The organism is Nitrosomonas sp. H1_AOB3 (assembly GCF_015709435.1).
GTDB lineage: Bacteria > Pseudomonadota > Gammaproteobacteria > Burkholderiales > Nitrosomonadaceae > Nitrosomonas > Nitrosomonas europaea.
In genome coordinates this window covers 2,600,902-2,616,475 of sequence record NZ_CP054389.1, presented here as the reverse complement: position 1 = coordinate 2,616,475, position 15,574 = coordinate 2,600,902, and the positions used below count along the sequence as shown (strand labels likewise).

At 51.9% G+C, this 15,574-nt stretch carries 14 protein-coding genes; 8 read left to right on the top strand and 6 right to left on the bottom strand.

Annotation, left to right across the window (positions count from 1 at the left end; translation table 11 throughout):
• Positions 1-148: 148 nt before the first annotated feature.
• From HRU73_RS12235 to HRU73_RS12210, 6 genes are all read right to left on the bottom strand, one after another.
• The gene (locus tag HRU73_RS12235; protein ID WP_011111583.1) at positions 149-496 is read right to left on the bottom strand and encodes a type II toxin-antitoxin system PemK/MazF family toxin; all 348 of its coding nucleotides are present in this window, start codon (positions 494-496) and stop codon (positions 149-151) included.
• On the bottom strand, positions 496-741 hold the full coding sequence (locus HRU73_RS12230) for an AbrB/MazE/SpoVT family DNA-binding domain-containing protein (protein WP_276679087.1): 246 nt from the start codon (positions 739-741) through the stop codon (positions 496-498). The genes HRU73_RS12235 and HRU73_RS12230 overlap by 1 nt, the downstream gene beginning before the upstream one ends.
• A gap of 376 nt (positions 742-1,117) precedes the next feature.
• Positions 1,118-2,404 carry an ABC transporter ATP-binding protein gene (locus HRU73_RS12225; protein ID WP_281871510.1) on the bottom strand — a complete coding sequence of 429 codons (1,287 nt, stop codon included), beginning with the start codon at positions 2,402-2,404 and terminating at the stop codon, positions 1,118-1,120.
• Between the two features lie 27 nt (positions 2,405-2,431).
• A complete protein-coding gene (locus tag HRU73_RS12220) occupies positions 2,432-4,174 on the bottom strand; it encodes an ABC transporter permease (protein WP_281871509.1) in 1,743 nt (580 codons plus the stop codon).
• 320 nt (positions 4,175-4,494) lie between these two features.
• The gene (locus HRU73_RS12215; protein WP_287398847.1) at positions 4,495-5,289 is read right to left on the bottom strand and encodes a TonB-dependent receptor; all 795 of its coding nucleotides are present in this window, start codon (positions 5,287-5,289) and stop codon (positions 4,495-4,497) included.
• 444 nt (positions 5,290-5,733) lie between these two features.
• Positions 5,734-6,351, bottom strand: a complete 618-nt coding sequence (locus tag HRU73_RS12210; RefSeq protein ID WP_287398846.1) for a DNA-3-methyladenine glycosylase family protein — start codon at positions 6,349-6,351, stop codon at positions 5,734-5,736.
• Positions 6,352-6,631: 280 nt separating this feature from the next.
• Between HRU73_RS12210 and mraZ the strand changes: the two genes are divergently transcribed.
• From mraZ to murD, 8 genes are all read left to right on the top strand, one after another.
• Entirely contained in the window at positions 6,632-7,078 is a 447-nt protein-coding gene (gene mraZ / locus HRU73_RS12205; RefSeq protein ID WP_287398845.1) for a division/cell wall cluster transcriptional repressor MraZ, read from the top strand.
• Between the two features lie 15 nt (positions 7,079-7,093).
• Positions 7,094-8,047 carry a 16S rRNA (cytosine(1402)-N(4))-methyltransferase RsmH gene (rsmH, locus tag HRU73_RS12200; RefSeq protein ID WP_281871507.1) on the top strand — a complete coding sequence of 318 codons (954 nt, stop codon included), beginning with the start codon at positions 7,094-7,096 and terminating at the stop codon, positions 8,045-8,047.
• Positions 8,044-8,334: a cell division protein FtsL gene (ftsL, locus tag HRU73_RS12195; RefSeq protein WP_011111593.1), complete on the top strand. Its 291-nt coding sequence runs from the start codon at positions 8,044-8,046 to the stop codon at positions 8,332-8,334. Before rsmH ends, ftsL begins: the two co-directional genes overlap by 4 nt.
• Positions 8,331-10,073, top strand: a complete 1,743-nt coding sequence (locus tag HRU73_RS12190) for a peptidoglycan D,D-transpeptidase FtsI family protein (RefSeq protein WP_287398844.1) — start codon at positions 8,331-8,333, stop codon at positions 10,071-10,073. The genes ftsL and HRU73_RS12190 overlap by 4 nt, the downstream gene beginning before the upstream one ends.
• On the top strand, positions 10,070-11,635 hold the full coding sequence (locus HRU73_RS12185) for a UDP-N-acetylmuramoyl-L-alanyl-D-glutamate--2,6-diaminopimelate ligase (protein WP_287398843.1): 1,566 nt from the start codon (positions 10,070-10,072) through the stop codon (positions 11,633-11,635). Before HRU73_RS12190 ends, HRU73_RS12185 begins: the two co-directional genes overlap by 4 nt.
• Positions 11,632-12,987 carry a UDP-N-acetylmuramoyl-tripeptide--D-alanyl-D-alanine ligase gene (locus HRU73_RS12180; RefSeq protein WP_287398842.1) on the top strand — a complete coding sequence of 452 codons (1,356 nt, stop codon included), beginning with the start codon at positions 11,632-11,634 and terminating at the stop codon, positions 12,985-12,987. Before HRU73_RS12185 ends, HRU73_RS12180 begins: the two co-directional genes overlap by 4 nt.
• An 86-nt stretch (positions 12,988-13,073) precedes the next feature.
• The gene (mraY, locus tag HRU73_RS12175; protein ID WP_276677874.1) at positions 13,074-14,159 is read left to right on the top strand and encodes a phospho-N-acetylmuramoyl-pentapeptide-transferase; all 1,086 of its coding nucleotides are present in this window, start codon (positions 13,074-13,076) and stop codon (positions 14,157-14,159) included.
• On the top strand, positions 14,156-15,571 hold the full coding sequence (gene murD / locus HRU73_RS12170) for a UDP-N-acetylmuramoyl-L-alanine--D-glutamate ligase (RefSeq protein ID WP_276677876.1): 1,416 nt from the start codon (positions 14,156-14,158) through the stop codon (positions 15,569-15,571). The genes mraY and murD overlap by 4 nt, the downstream gene beginning before the upstream one ends.
• Positions 15,572-15,574: the final 3 nt, after the last annotated feature.

The following is a 15,574-nucleotide window of genomic DNA, read 5'->3' as shown; positions in this document are numbered from 1 at the left end:
AACCAATCCTGCTGGCACATTGAGAAAGACGCTGGGAAACAGTAGTTCAGCACATTAACTGCGCTTATCAACGCAGGATTACGCCAGGCGAAAACCCAAGTACAGTTTGCTGAATAAAATAGGGGCTTTCGCCTGTTTTCGGGGGGGTCTATTCAAACAGAATAGCCTCTACCCTGGCCAGGACTTCATCAAGAATATGCTGCGGTACACTTTCCTTGAAACGCACATTCCGCACTTGCCAATCCAAAGACTTCAACTGGTGGCAATGTACCGCACCTTGAGTGTCAGTTCCTGCTCCCATCAAGGTGACCACAGTCCCGTAGGTACGGGCAGCAGCGGCAGCACCCTGAGAAATCGGGCAGATCATTGCCAGTCCTCGCTGGTTAAAAAGCTTACCGCTTAAAATAAGGCCAAAGTGAGGGCCTTTTATCTCCCGGCCGGAGGATGGATCAAAATCAAGATGTACGATGTCGCCACGGTTCGGCAGGTATGTCATCAGCTGTCTTCCAGTCCGACGGGAGACATTTCATCCCAGCCTTCAACACGCGGCAATCCCTTCGGCATTTCCGCCATCAGGTCAGCCAGCTTGTAACGCGGTCGGGCCGGTGCTTCGACGGTCATCTTCTTCCCGTGAAGATGAAGCTCAACCTGAGAACCTTCACTCAGCCCGTTCTGTTCGATAAAAGACTTGGGCACTGTCATGACAAGCGAACCACCGGCCTTGCGTAAAGTTTGAAGCATAGCAACCTCCTGTTTATCATAAAGTCCTATTTTAGTATAACTTAATGTTTTATTAAAGTAGGATTATTCAGTGTAATAGGAAAGAGATTACTATTCACCACGATCAGAAACTCCTCAAGGAACCTCTGATCAAGTTCTCCATGAGCCGCATTGCAGGCAAAATCGTGATGATCACAAGAAGCACGTATTCTACGATACCGAGGAGTGCGACACAGTGAGCGCATGATTTTGCCGCAACCCTTTGGGGCACTGGTTTTACAGACGAACTGCAGCGTTGAGTTCGTTGTGAAGGGGCCAACCATTCACTGCCTCACTCGCCTTGCATTTCATCCGCAAAACGCAGTGTGCAGCCATGTGGGACTTGATCAGAGGTTCTTTAAGGATTATCCAGACTGAAAACCTGTTTCTCATCGTCGTATGAAAAAATCTCTGCGTAGCGCCCCAGGGCAATAATGGTACGCAAGGTCTGCACGGCCGCAGCAGGCGGCATATAGTCCTCCAGTTCATCTGCGAACCGGCTCCACGGCGCCTGGTGTACTGGCCGTTCATCGAGTACCCGTCGGATATGAGCTGCCAGCGCAACATAGGTCAGCAGATGGCGGGCAAAGAGGTGCTTGCGCCGGTCAGTATCGAAATCGGCAAACTGTCGTCCTTCCGTGGTCAGCCTGATATCGCCCCCTGCCACTTCGGCAAAGCGCAGCATCTGCAGCGTCTCGGCTACTGGAAATAACTCATCGATCTCCATATGCAAAGACGAGGCAATCACAGGAAGATCTGCTTCCCCATTGTAAGGAGCGGCTGCTACCGCTTCGAGCAGGCCGGACAATGAATTCGAGGATACATGAGGCAGAATTGTCCCGATACCCGTTCCTGGAAAATATTCTGTTCGTCTACCAGCGGGAACCGAAGCTGACCGGGTTGTCATTTCTACATAGATACGCTCGACCAGATCGCGGAATGCCGGATCGAGACGCGCGCGCGGGTGCGGCAGTTCAACTTTGATCTCATTGAGAATACGGCCAGGATTACTGCCGAAAATAAGAATACGATCGCACATCAGCACAGCTTCCTCAATATTGTGCGTGACAAGGATCACCCCCTTGATGGGAAGCTGGCCTTCTGACCAGAGATCGAGAAAGTCAGTACGCAGCGTCTCCGCCGTCAACACATCGAGTGCCGAGAACGGCTCATCCATGAGCAGGATATTGGGATGAACAACCAATGCGCGTGCAAAACCCACACGCTGGCGCATGCCACCCGATAATTCACGCGGATAGGCTGATTCGAAGCCATCGAGCCCGATCAGATCGATCGCCTCGATTGCGCGCCGGTGTAACTCGCCGGTTGAAAGTCCCAGTGCTTCCAGACCCAGTTGCACGTTCTCCAGCACGGTCAACCAGGGAAACAGAGCAAACCCCTGAAATACCATGGCAATACCCGGTGGTGGCGCTGTTACTTCATTACCGTGATAAATAACGGAGCCGGTCGATGGCGGCGTAAGCCCGGCAATCGACCTCAACAATGTGGATTTACCCGAACCCGAACGACCCAGCAAACCGATGATTTCGCCTTCACCCAGCGTGAAATCGATTCCATCGAGCACGAGTAACTCGCTGCCATCCGGTTTGCGAAATGACTTGCGAACACCACGGATATCCAGCAATGGGGAAATGTCGATGTGAATCTCCTTTCAGCCCAGGCGGAATTTGCGTTCGGCCAGTATATAGAGCGGGCGCCAGAACAGACGATTGATAAGGACAACGAACGCACTCATGACCGCAATCCCGAGAACGATACGATGAAAATCGCCGGCTGCAGTCGCCTCTGCGATATAGGCACCGAGGCCATTCGCCTTCAGGGTAGTGTCTCCCCAGTTGGCAAGTTCCGCGACGATGCTGGCATTCCATGATCCACCGGAAGCAGTGACAGCACCTGTCATGTAAAAGGGAAATACCGCTGGTAACGCGATACGCCGCCACCACAACCAGCCCCGGACGCCAAGATTAATCCCGATATCCCGCAGCTCACCCGGAATGGTCGATGCGCCTGCAATGACGTTAAACAGGATATACCACTGCGTACCAAGAATCATCAATGGGCTTAGCCAGATATCCGGATCGAGCCGCAACACCACTATCCCCGACACTGCCAGCGGAAACAACAGATTGGCAGGAAATGCCGCCATAAACTGGGTGACCGGCTGGATGATACGCGCAGCCTCCGGATGCAATCCGATCCAGACCCCGACTGGTACCCAAATGACACTGGCGACCGCAATCAGGACAAAGACTCGCACCATGGTCACACAACCCAAAAAAACAGTCGTTCCGACCTCATCCGGTGTTACACCCTGCAAGACAAAAACTGTAATTTTCCACATGCTAAAAGCACAAATAACAGCAATTGCACCGTACCATAGCCAGTCGAGCCACGAAATCACGCCCGACCCCATAGTGTTCCGGGCAGTCCGGGCCAGTTCCCGAGAAGCTCCATCATTCCCTGCCCGATAAGTCCATCGCCACATCCTGACCAGTGGCACAACAGCCATTGCCACCCAGCGTGACCGGCGCAGCGCCATCAACACCCAGGAACGCGGCGAATTTCTATCTGCTTCCTGTTCGAAGCGAAAGCGATCCACCCAGGCCACAAGCGGTCTGAACAGAAGCTGGTCGTAAATCAGAATCACGATGAGCATGACTGCGATCGCCCGGCCGACCGCCCCAAGATCACGCTGGTCAATAGCCAGCGCGATATATGAACCAATGCCCGGCAGTGTGACAACCGTGTTCCCCACGCTGATTGCTTCAGAAGCAACGACGAAAAACCAGCCGGCCGACATCGACATCATCATATTCCACACGAGTGCCGGCATCGCAAAAGGTACTTCAAGCTTCCAGAAGCGCATCCATGGACTGAGCCGGAAAGAACGTGATACTTCGACAAGTTCAGTCGGAACTGTGCGCAGCGACTGGTAGAAACTGAACGCCATGTTCCAGGCCTGACTGGTAAAAATGGCAAAGATGGCAGCCAGCTCGGCACCCAGCATTTTTCCAGGAGCAAACGACATGAAAAAAACCACCGTAACCGAAATAAAGCCAAGTACCGGTACAGACTGGAGGATATCGAGCAGCGGGATAAGAACCTGCCCGGCACGCCGGCTCTTGGCAGCCCAAGTGGCATAGGTGAACGTAAAAATCAGCGACAGTATCATCGCTGCAAGCATCCTGAGCGACGTACGTAGCGCATATTCCGGCAAAACTGATGATTCGAGGCTGATGACAGCCCCTCCCGACCCGGCCAGAGGCTGCATGAGATCGCGGCTTGTCTGGGCGAGAAAAACCACCATGCCAAGCACCAGAAGTGCAGCAACGAGATCCCAGAATATCGCTGAAAAACGATGAGATAATCTGGCTGACTCGTGCTGTGTCTTCATTTTCACCCTCTCACGACTGCTACTCCGGTATATTCCGTTTACACTGAATGACAACAGGGTAACACCCCGGACCAGCCTCACCGGTTGATTATTACGGGAACAGTTTTAACAACTGATGCAGTGAGATATACGTGGACTGACGAACTGAGGCAGGAGTGTTCCGAGCTGTTATGGGCTGATACCAGAGATCAGAATCCGGTTTCAGGATGGTCCGCCATACTTCCAGGAACCTGTTCCGGCCTGCCTGCGTGTATTCGCCACACAACAGGCAAGCCGGTTTGAAACAGAACACATACCTGTTGGTATATGCCGGGATAACGCTAAAACATCATACTGGCAGAAAACGCAATCATTCTTGGAACGCCTAAACTATCAGAAGCCAGCCAGTAATTTTTGCCCGTTATATTAGTGGCATTCAGACGTACTACCAGTGATTTATTAAACATTCGAGTCATATATCTCGCTCCAAGGTCATATAGGGTGTAGCCGGGCATTTTGTCAGTATTGGCTGCATCAGCATACCTCTCTCCAGTATAGTAAATACCACCGGTCAGGCTAAACCCTGGGATCCATGGCAGCGCATATTCTGCGTAAATTTTGCCCATTCTGGATGCAGCATTGACTGGTTTTTTACCTTCGAGAGCAGGGTTATTGGATTTTTCTACACCGATATCCATCAAGGTACCGCCCCCCATGATGGTTAGGTTATCTGTAATCTTTCCGGTTAGAACCAACTCTACTCCATTATGTACTTGCAAACCATCTTGGACATAAGTTGGGATTGGCGTAGCAAGATCTGAATATCCATTGGCTTTTTCGATCCGGAATAGTGCAGTGCTCAACAAAAAATTTGGGTTGATATCATACTTCATACCGATTTCATACTGTTTACTGACTAACGGAGGTAGTATTTCTCCACGATTGGTATAAGTACCACCCACTACAGCGCCAGATTCAAGAGATTCCATATAAGTAGTGTAAGTAGTCAGCGCAACAACTGGTTTATAGATTAGTGAAACTGTTGGAGTAAGCTTGGATTTTTCATACTCACCTGCACCCGTATAATGAGCAGCAGTTCTTTTGCCTATTATAGTTGCATAGTTGAGCCCAAGCATTGCTGATCATTGATCATTGATCATTGATCATTGATCATTGATCATTGAAAGTAATTGTGTCACCTATTTGGATATTGTTCTGTTGATTATCTAACTGAGGAAGCCGGGGGGCTGTTCTAAAAATACCCCAATCCGGTTCCGGTACATGCTTGAGTGCGCTTAGTGGAAGGCTATCTGTACTTTCATAGTACGCAGTATTATCAGCACGCGCATAAAATCTATAGAAATTAGATGAGTAACATATGTCTATAAACTCAGATGTATAGGACGTTATTAAATAGCGTATCCATCACATCGGATTATTCAGGGGCCTGAATCATCATTGCAAAGCCCTGTAGAAACGAATGAATTATTTGTACCGGAAAGAAACAGAATCCAGCAATCAATCCAATACTGATTGTGGAATAACGACCAGGCAACTCAACCAGGCGATACTGGCTTTAATCAATAGATGACCGGAATCGGATCGAGGCTTCGCCACAGGTACCAGGTGGCGACTGATCGCCAGGGTTGCCAGCTTTCAGCTATGGTCCGAATCGCCTGTTTGGCGATCGGTTGACTGGCGTTGTAATGCAGGCTGACAGCGCGCTGCAGACCAATGTCATCCAGCGGCAGGACATCCGGGCGATGTAGATGAAAAATCAGGAACATTTCTGCCGTCCACCGGCCAATGCCTTTTACCTCGACAAGTTTGCGGATCAGGGTTTCATCATCCAGATCGTGCCAGTTGACCGTTACCAGCATTCCTTCCAGAAAATGGCGCGATAAATCCCGCAAATAATCGACTTTCCGCGCCGATAGCCCGCATGTCCTCAATAAATCGACTTCTGTCGCAATCAATGCTTCCGGTGTGATTTCCGGAATCAAAGTCGTTACCTTCTGCCAGACACTGGCCGCCGCCTTGACGGATATCTGCTGTCCGACGATCGCACGCGCCAGTGTGGCGAAAGCATTTCCCCGTTCTTCAGGCATCGAATTGCTGTAACACTGAATGATCCGGTGCATCACCGGATCACGCGCCGATAAATCATTGACAGCCTGTTCCCAAAATACCAAAGCCATATTGATCAGAGGTTCCTAAAATATTTTCAGGTTTATACCACGCCCTGTCCCGATCCCGAAACCAGCCCTCTTTATCGAGCTGTTTTATTCGAAAAGATTATCTGCAAATCCCATTAAGTCATTGTTACAACAATATAAAAATTCTTTCTTGCTCAATCATGCAAATTTTTATTGAGTAAAGTGGGTTAAAGTGGTGAAATATGCATAATTGTGGGTGTTAGTGGGGTAAATATGATTCAATCATCAAACAGGCACCTCCATTGAAATCAAAAGGGACGAAATGTTTCGTGGCTCCACCCAGTTAAGTCTCGATAGCAAGGGAAGACTTGCGATTCCCGCGAAATATCGTGATGAATTGTTTGCCAGTTGTGAAGGCAATATCGTCGTGACTGCTGATCCTTCCCGATGCCTGTTGATTTACCCTCAGCCCGTCTGGGAGCCGATTGAAAAAAAATTGAACAGCTTTCCCAGCCTCAGCCCGCAGATTCGAAGTTTGCAAAGACTCATCATCGGTAATGCCAGTGACGTTGAAATGGACAGTTCCGGCCGTATTCTGATCAGCGCCCCTCTGAGACAGTTTGCCGGTTTGCAGAAAGAAGTCGTGCTCGCGGGGCAGGGTGAGAAATTTGAACTCTGGGATATGGCGAAATGGGATCTGGAAATCGATACAGCAACGACCTACAAGGACGGAGATATTCCTCCCGAGCTGGAAGGATTCTCGCTGTAGTGCGCCGATAGTGCCGTGCATGTACCCGTTTTGCTGGAAGAAGCCGCAGATGCACTGAATATCAGAGCTGATGGTATTTATGTAGATGCAACCTTCGGCAGAGGTGGTCATAGCCGCCTGATTCTGTCCAGATTGGGAGAATCAGGACGATTGATTGCATTCGATAAGGATCCGGCGGCCATTTCCGCAGCCCGATCCATTCGGGATGAAAGGTTTCAGGCAGTACACGGCAGTTATGCACAAATACGCACAGCACTGGAGTCGCTGGGTGTAAGCCGGGTTAACGGCATCCTGCTGGATCTGGGCGTGTCATCGATCCAGCTGGATGAGGCTTCACGCGGATTCAGCTTCCGCCATGATGGCCCGCTGGATATGCGCATGGACTCCAGCCGGGGAAAAACAGCAGCGGAGTGGCTGGCCACTGTGACAGAAACAGAATTGAAGGAGGTGATCAGAACCTATGGCGAAGAACGGTATGCTGGACAGATTGCAGGCGCAATTGTTATGGCACAGACACGCCAGCCCATTGTTACCACGTTTCAGCTTGCCGAGATCGTGGCAGCGGTCGTGCGCAAGTTCGGCCACCGGGACGGTCGGCAGCATCCGGCGACGCGCACCTTCCAGGCGATACGGATTCATCTCAATCAGGAACTTGAAGAATTATCGGTGACACTGCCGCAATGCGTGGAACTGCTGAATGCAAACGGCCGGCTGGTAGTAATCAGCTTTCATTCACTGGAAGATCGTATCGTCAAGCGTTTCATGCGCATGCAGGCAGGCACGGACACTTTGCCGCGAAAACTGCCTGTACGGGATGAGGAGAGTCGCATGCACAGCAGACAGACATTGCAGATCATTGGTAAAAAAATTCGCCCCGGCGAGAATGAAGTGGCTGCCAATCCGCGAGCGCGCAGTGCTGTCATGCGGGTGGCAGAGAAGCTGGAAACCGGCAGCAAGGTGGATCGATGATCAAACTGAACATTTTCCTGTTTATGGTGCTGGTTATTTGTGGTCTGGGCATCGTAACCGCCCGGTACGAATCACGCAAACTGTTCATGGAACAGGAAGAAGCTCAGCAATTGACTGAACAACTGGAAACCGAATGGAACCAACTGCGGCTGGAACAAACCACGTTGGCCATGCCTGCGCGTGTGGAAAAGATCGCGCGAAAAGAACTCGGCATGACTATGCCCCCGCCTGCCGCTGGAAATATTCTGGCGATTCATCCCGATCATTCGTCAGGTGCGACTGAATGAAAATCCTGTTCAATCCCTCTCGCAAATCCGCTGCTGTGGATCTTCCAGAATGGCGCTCTCGCCTCATACAAGGATTTTTGCTGATATCCCTGATCATACTGGTTGCCCGGGCTGTTTATTTACAAGCACTGAACAAGGATTTTCTGCAGCAGCAGGGACAGTCGCGCCATCTCCGGGTCATTGAACAAAATTCCCAGCGCGGCAGCATCAAAGACCGCAATGGTGAAATCCTTGCCATCAGCGCGCCCGTCAAATCCGTATGGGTCGATCCCCAAAGAGTGAGTGCCACATCGGAACAGATCGGGCAGCTGGCCGATCTGCTGGATATGAATAAGGCCACTGTTCAGGAACGTCTCAGCAGCGATAAGCGATTTGTGTATCTGAAACGGCAACTGCCACCGGAAAGAGCAAATAAGATCGCTGAACTCAACATCAAGGGTTTGTACCTCAAGCACGAGTTTTATCGTTACTATCCATCACGCGAGCTGGCTGCCCATATTCTGGGTTTTACCGATGTAGACGGACGCGGACAGGAAGGTGTAGAACTGGCATGGCAGGATGTGCTCACGGGTGAAGACGGCAAACGGCGTGTCATCAAGGATCGGATCGGGCGTGTCGTGGAAGACGTCGGACAGATCCGATCTCCCAAATCCGGCCAGGATGTGGTGCTGTCGATCGACAGCAAGATACAGTATCTCGCTTACCGGGAACTGGCGCGTGCAGTAAAAGAGCAGCACGCCAAAGCCGGCAGTATCGTGGCCCTGGATGTCAAAACAGGTGAAGTGCTGGCAATGGCCAATTACCCGGCTTTCAACCCCAACCAGCGCGCGAGCATGAATAACGAAGTCATCCGCAATCGTGTGCTGGTCGATACTTTCGAGCCAGGTTCGACATTGAAGCCTTTTGCCATCGCCGTGGCGCTGGAAACGGGTCGCGTCAAGGCAAACACACTGATGGAAACCTCCGGCGGAATGATGAGAATAGGTAGAGCCGTCATTCGCGATGTGCGTGACAAGGGCAATCTGACTGTCTCCCAGGTCATTCAGACCTCGAGTAACGTGGGTGCAGCAAAAATTGCCCTGTTACTGCCACCCAAAACATTCTGGGAAATGCTCAACCGTTCCGGTTTCGGCACTGAAACCGGTATTGGCTTTCCCGGAGAAGCAAGCGGCCAGTTACGCGCATATAATAAATGGCGCCCGATCGAACAAGCCACCATGTCCTACGGGCATGGTATTTCAGTCAGCCTGATGCAACTGGTACGGGCTTATACATTGTTTGCCACGGATGGAGAACTGAAACCCATCACACTGCTGAAACGCGATACGCCGGCTGTCGGCCAGAAAGTCATTTCACGTGAAACCGCACAATCCGTACGTAAAATGCTGGAACTTGCGGTGCAACCGGAAGGCACCGGCAGCGGTGCACGCATCAACGGTTACCGTGTGGCGGGAAAAACCGGTACCGCGCACAAACGTCTGGAAAAACGGAAAGGGTACGCCAGCGATCGCTATATTTCTTCGTTCGTCGGCTTTGCACCAGCATCCGATCCGCGTGTCATCATGGCAATCATGATCGATGAGCCTTCCAGCGGGCGTTATTATGGTGGCACGGTAGCGGCACCGGCATTCAGCCGGGTAATGGAAGGTACATTGCGGATACTGAATGTGCCATTTGATGATTCACTTGGCAATCTGGTGACGTCCCCCGTTCCCGCCGGATTGGAAGACAAAGGATGATGAGCACCTCGTCGGATTCGAGATCAGATGAAGGTCATGCAGCCTGGCTGCTGAATCAGCTGGATGTCAAAGTACGACATTTGGTGGCAGATAGCCGGAAACTCAAGCCGGGTGATACTTTCCTGGCGTGTGCCGGTGAACGTCATGATGCGCGCAACGATATTCCGCAGGCCATTGCACGAGGTGTCAACGCGATCATCTGGGAAAAGCAGGGATTTTCCTGGAAACCCGAGTGGAAGATACCCAATCTGGGTGTGGCCGGGCTGCGTCACGAAGCCGGGAAAATCGCCAGTGAAGCGTACGGTCATCCTTCCAGACATTTATGGCTGGTTGGAATCACCGGCACCAATGGCAAAACCACCTGCAGTCAATGGTATGCGCAAGCCATGGCTGCTCTGGGGAAAAAAACTGCCGTAATCGGAACGCTCGGGCATGGATTCCCGGGCGCATTATACCCTTCCGAACACACGACTCCCGATGCCGTTTATCTGCAGCAGCTGATGGCTGAATATCTGCATCAAGGAGCATCCTCACTGGTGATAGAAGCTTCCTCACATGGTCTTTCTCAAGACAGACTGATCGGATCAGAATTTGCTGTCGCCGTACTGACCAATCTGACGCGCGACCATCTGGACTATCACGACAGTATGGATGCCTATGCTGCTGCCAAGGCAAAACTGTTCTTCTGGGAAGGTTTGCAATACGCCGTCCTCAATCTGGATGAAGTACTGGGTGTAGAGCTGTCGCAACAACTGGCCGGAAAAGATCTGTCGATCATTGGTTATGGTTTCAAGCAACCTCGCCAAACTGCACAAACAACTGGTAATCAGAAAATACTCTACGGCAGCAATCTGCAATTCACCACACAGCAGATCGGCTTCGATGTCGAATTCTGCAACCGGTACGCCAGCCTGCAGTGCAATGTGACTGGCCGCTACAATGCCTATAATCTGCTGGCTGTTCTGGCCGCCCTGCTCGCCAGCAATATCGATCTCGATGATGCAATCACCGCGTTACGACAGGTTCAGCCGATTCCCGGAAGAATGGAAAAACTGGGAGGAGGCAATCAACCCGTCGTCATTGTCGATTATGCGCATACTCCCGATGCGCTGAACGAAGTGTTGACCGGTTTGCGCGAAACACTGGCCGGCACCCGCATCAAAAAACGAATTCGGAAAAATCAGGCAAAACTGATCTGTGTCATCGGTTGCGGCGGAGACAGAGATCGTGGCAAGCGCCCGCTGATCGGAGAAATTGCCTCACGCCTGGCCGATGAAGTCATTATCACCAGCGATAATCCGCGTAATGAAAACCCTGCAGACATCATCAGCGAAGTCATGCTCGGTGCCAGTGGCAAACACTGCACATCCGAAGTGGATCGCACAGCCGCTATTTACCGGGCCATTCACGGTGCACGCAAAGACGATATCGTACTGATCGCCGGCAAGGGTGCAGAAACCAGCCAGGAAATACAGGGAAAGAAATATCCGTATGACGATCGCGAAGTAGTACGGCAAGTATTGCATGACCTGGCCGGCCCGGAATTACAGGTGCAAGGATGATGAGCACACAGGAAGCTGCATTGGCCCTGCACGCAGACTGGTCTGGTGACAACGCCGTATTCACCGGAGTCAGCACCGACAGCCGTACCCTGAAACCGGGTGATCTCTTCATTGCACTGTCCGGTGAGCAGTTTGACGGCCATCGTTTCATTTCCGCAGCCATCGGAAACGGTGCCGTTGCAGCCATGGTTTCGGCTGACACAGCTATCCTCCCGACTCAACCTGATTTTGGCTGGATCAAAGTGAAGGATACCCGGCTGGGCCTTGGACAACTGGCGGCATCCTGGCGTCGGCGCTTCACCCTTCCATTGGTAGCCGTGACAGGCAGTAATGGCAAAACCACCGTCAAGGAAATGATTGCAGCCATTTTCAGATGTGAATTCGGATTGGAGAACGTTCTTGCGACAACCGGCAATCTGAATAACGACATCGGTGTACCGCAGATGCTGTTGCAACTCGATTCCCGTCATGTTGGCGCAGTCATCGAAATGGGGATGAACCACGCGGGTGAAATCGCCTGGCTGAGCCGGCTTGCTGCACCTACGGTTGCCGTGATCACCAATGCAGGCACGGCTCATATCGAACATCTGGGGACCACCGAAGCCGTCGCCCGTGCCAAAGGAGAAATCTTCGAGGGGCTGGAAGAACAGGGAGTTGCCATCATCAATGCGGATGACCCCCATGCCCGGCTTTGGCGGCAGCTTGCCGGAAACAGGCCGGTTGTGGATTTCAGCATGAATGGCACTGCCGCAGTCAGCGCACGCCAGCCGGCACATCCGTCAGGCGATCGATGGCTGCTGCAATTGCCTGATGACACAGTCGAAATAACGCTACAGGTGCCAGGTCGTCATAATGTTTACAACGCGCTGGCAGCGGCGGCAGCCGCCACGGCTGCTGGTATCAGCACAAGCTCGATTGCTGAGGGTTTGCACAGTTTCAGGGGTGTCCCCGGGCGTTTGCAGAAAAAAACCGGGTTGAACCGGTCAGTTCTGATCGATGACACCTATAACGCCAATCCGGATTCCATGCAGGCTGCACTGAATGTCCTGGCAGAAATGCCCGGCAAAAAAATTCTGATCATGGGCGATATGGGTGAACTTGGTGCTGATACGGCAACGTTCCATCACAGAATCGGTCAACAGGCCGCAAGCGCAGGTGTAGATATATTGCTGGCACTGGGAGAATCGAGCCGGCAGGCTGTTGCAGGGTTTGGCCGAGGGGCACAGCATTTTGCCGATCTGGACACGTTGCTGGAAAAAGCGAAAAGCTGTCTGGACGAACATGTTTTCATCCTGGTCAAGGGATCGCGTTTCATGCAAATGGAACGCGTGATAGAACAATTGCAGGCGTAAACGTATTTCGAAATGAAAGGCAATGAATAGCCGGACAAAAACAGTTTTCCGGATTCGCAACCGGACATTACAACGGAAACCATAGAATGCTGCTGGCACTTTCTCAATGGATTGCAGAAGATATCCGCGCTTTCAATGTATTCAGTTACATTACGCTGCGTACCATGCTGGCGGCACTGACTGCGTTGAGCATTTCGTTTCTGATTGGCCCGGCCATGATACGCAGCCTGACCGCACGTAAAGTCGGCCAGTCCGTGCGCAATGACGGCCCTCAGTCTCACCTGATCAAAGCAGGCACACCGACGATGGGCGGCACACTGATCCTGACAGCCGTGATCGTGACCACACTTTTATGGGCGGACCTGAGCAATCGCTACATCTGGGTGGTATCACTGACGACACTGGGATTCGGCGCAATCGGCTGGGTAGATGATTATCGCAAGGTAATACAGCGCAATTCCAAAGGACTTTCAGCTTCATCCAAATTTTTCTGGCAATCGATCATTGCCTTGCTGGTCGCAGTGTATCTTGCCATGACAGCCGATCTTCCCCAGCACACCGAAATGATCGTTCCATTCTTCAAGGAAGTGGCCATTCCGCTGGGAACATTCCTGTTTATCGTGCTGACCTATCTGGTGATCGTTGGTACCAGCAATGCCGTCAACCTGACAGATGGGCTGGATGGTCTGGCCATCATGCCTACCGTCATGATCAGTGGTGCTCTGGCCATCTTCGCCTACGTTGCCGGCCATGCCGTGTTTGCCAAATATCTCGGTATTCCACACATTCCCAATGCGGGTGAACTCGCGGTATTCTGCGGCGCGCTGACAGGAGCAGGTCTGGCATTTTTATGGTTCAACACCTACCCGGCGGAAGTATTCATGGGCGATGTTGGCGCTCTGGCATTAGGCGCAGCACTGGGGGTGATCACCGTCATTGTCCGGCAGGAAATCGTACTGGTCATCATGGGAGGCGTATTCGTCATGGAAGCACTGTCAGTCATGATTCAGGTGGCTTCCTTCAAATTGTTTGGTCAGCGCGTTTTTCGCATGGCACCCCTGCATCATCATTATGAACTCAAAGGATGGAAGGAAAATCAGGTCGTGGTGAGGTTCTGGATCATTACCCTCATTCTGGTATTGATCGGCTTATCGACTCTGAAATTGCGATGAACTATACCGGCAAAAAAATACTGGTTCTGGGTATGGGGAAAACCGGGATTTCCATGGTCAAGTGGCTTTCCCGGCTCGGTGCACAGCTGTCAGTGGCTGATACACGCACCAGCCCGCCCAATCTCGAACTGATAAACCGGATCGTGCCGGATGAGGCCATATTCTGCGGCCCGTTGAAGGAAGAATTGTTCCAGGGGATCGATGCAATTGCCATCAGTCCGGGTGTGGCAGTAGCCGAACCACTGGTACAGGCAGCATTGCAGCAGGGTGTGCCCGTAATCGGTGATATCGAGCTGTTTGCCGTTGCACTCGATCAGTACGCACCACCGGGTACAAAAATTCTTGCGATCACCGGTTCCAATGGGAAAACCACGGTCACCAGCATGGTCGGTGAAATGGTAAAAAATGCCGGATGGGATGTGGAGGTAGCAGGCAATATCGGCCCGGCAGCGCTGGATGCACTGATGCAACGGATGGATGCAAATAAATGGCCCCATTTGTGGGCGCTGGAACTTTCCAGCTTTCAACTGGAGACCACCAGCAGCCTGCGGCCGGATGCAGCAACGGTATTGAACCTGAGCGAAGATCATCTGGACCGGTACGACAGTATCGAAGAATATGCCGCCGCAAAAGCACGGATATTTTCCCGCCCGCATAATAATGGTTGCGTGCAGATACTCAATCGTGATGATGCCAGGGTGTATGCCATGGCGGATAAAAACAGTAAACAGGTGACTTTTGGTCTATCCGCACCCGTGTCGGACGAAGAATTTGGTTTGCTCCCCGGCGGATCGGATGTATGGCTGGCACAAGGCAGTACCCATTTGCTGAAAACCAGTGAGCTTGCCGTCGCGGGACTGCATAACGCCGCCAATGCGCTGGCTGCACTGGCGTTGTGCCGGGCGGTTGATCTGCCTTTCGAGCCGTTGTTGCATGCTTTGCGTACTTTCAGGGGATTGCCGCACCGTATGCAGAAAGTTGCCGAGTTCAATGGCGTAACGTTTTACGACGATTCTAAAAGCACCAACATAGGTTCAGCTGTTGCCGCACTGAACGGGTTTCGCAAAAACGTGATTCTGATTGCAGGTGGAGATGGCAAAGGGCAGGATTTTTCCCCTCTGGAACAGCCAGTCAGCAAGCATGTGCGCAGTGTCGTACTGCTGGGAAGGGATGCAGACAAAGTTGCACAGGCCATCCAGGCCAGCAATGTACCGATACACCGGGTAACCACCATGGATGAGGCGGTACAGGTAAGCTTTCTGCTGGCAGAGCACGGAGATGTCGTTCTGCTCTCTCCCGCTTGTGCCAGTCTCGATATGTTCAACAATTACATTCACCGCGCTGAGGTTTTCACGGCTGCCGTCCGCCTGATCGAGCGCAAGTTCGTACTGACAGCACAGACATGTCATTAAACC

What these genes read in the sequence shown, in the direction of transcription:
- HRU73_RS12235 (WP_011111583.1), bottom strand. Translation starts at nt 496, where the DNA reads ATGACATACCTGCCGAACCGTGGCGACATCGTACATCTTGATTTTGAT.
- HRU73_RS12230 (WP_276679087.1), bottom strand. Translation starts at nt 741, where the DNA reads ATGCTTCAAACTTTACGCAAGGCCGGTGGTTCGCTTGTCATGACAGTG.
- HRU73_RS12220 (WP_281871509.1), bottom strand. Translation starts at nt 4,174, where the DNA reads ATGAAGACACAGCACGAGTCAGCCAGATTATCTCATCGTTTTTCAGCG.
- HRU73_RS12215 (WP_287398847.1), bottom strand. Translation starts at nt 5,289, where the DNA reads ATGCTTGGGCTCAACTATGCAACTATAATAGGCAAAAGAACTGCTGCT.
- HRU73_RS12210 (WP_287398846.1), bottom strand. Translation starts at nt 6,351, where the DNA reads ATGGCTTTGGTATTTTGGGAACAGGCTGTCAATGATTTATCGGCGCGT.
- mraZ (WP_287398845.1), top strand. Translation starts at nt 6,632, where the DNA reads ATGTTTCGTGGCTCCACCCAGTTAAGTCTCGATAGCAAGGGAAGACTT.
- ftsL (WP_011111593.1), top strand. Translation starts at nt 8,044, where the DNA reads ATGATCAAACTGAACATTTTCCTGTTTATGGTGCTGGTTATTTGTGGT.
- HRU73_RS12190 (WP_287398844.1), top strand. Translation starts at nt 8,331, where the DNA reads ATGAAAATCCTGTTCAATCCCTCTCGCAAATCCGCTGCTGTGGATCTT.
- HRU73_RS12185 (WP_287398843.1), top strand. Translation starts at nt 10,070, where the DNA reads ATGATGAGCACCTCGTCGGATTCGAGATCAGATGAAGGTCATGCAGCC.
- HRU73_RS12180 (WP_287398842.1), top strand. Translation starts at nt 11,632, where the DNA reads ATGATGAGCACACAGGAAGCTGCATTGGCCCTGCACGCAGACTGGTCT.
- mraY (WP_276677874.1), top strand. Translation starts at nt 13,074, where the DNA reads ATGCTGCTGGCACTTTCTCAATGGATTGCAGAAGATATCCGCGCTTTC.
- murD (WP_276677876.1), top strand. Translation starts at nt 14,156, where the DNA reads ATGAACTATACCGGCAAAAAAATACTGGTTCTGGGTATGGGGAAAACC.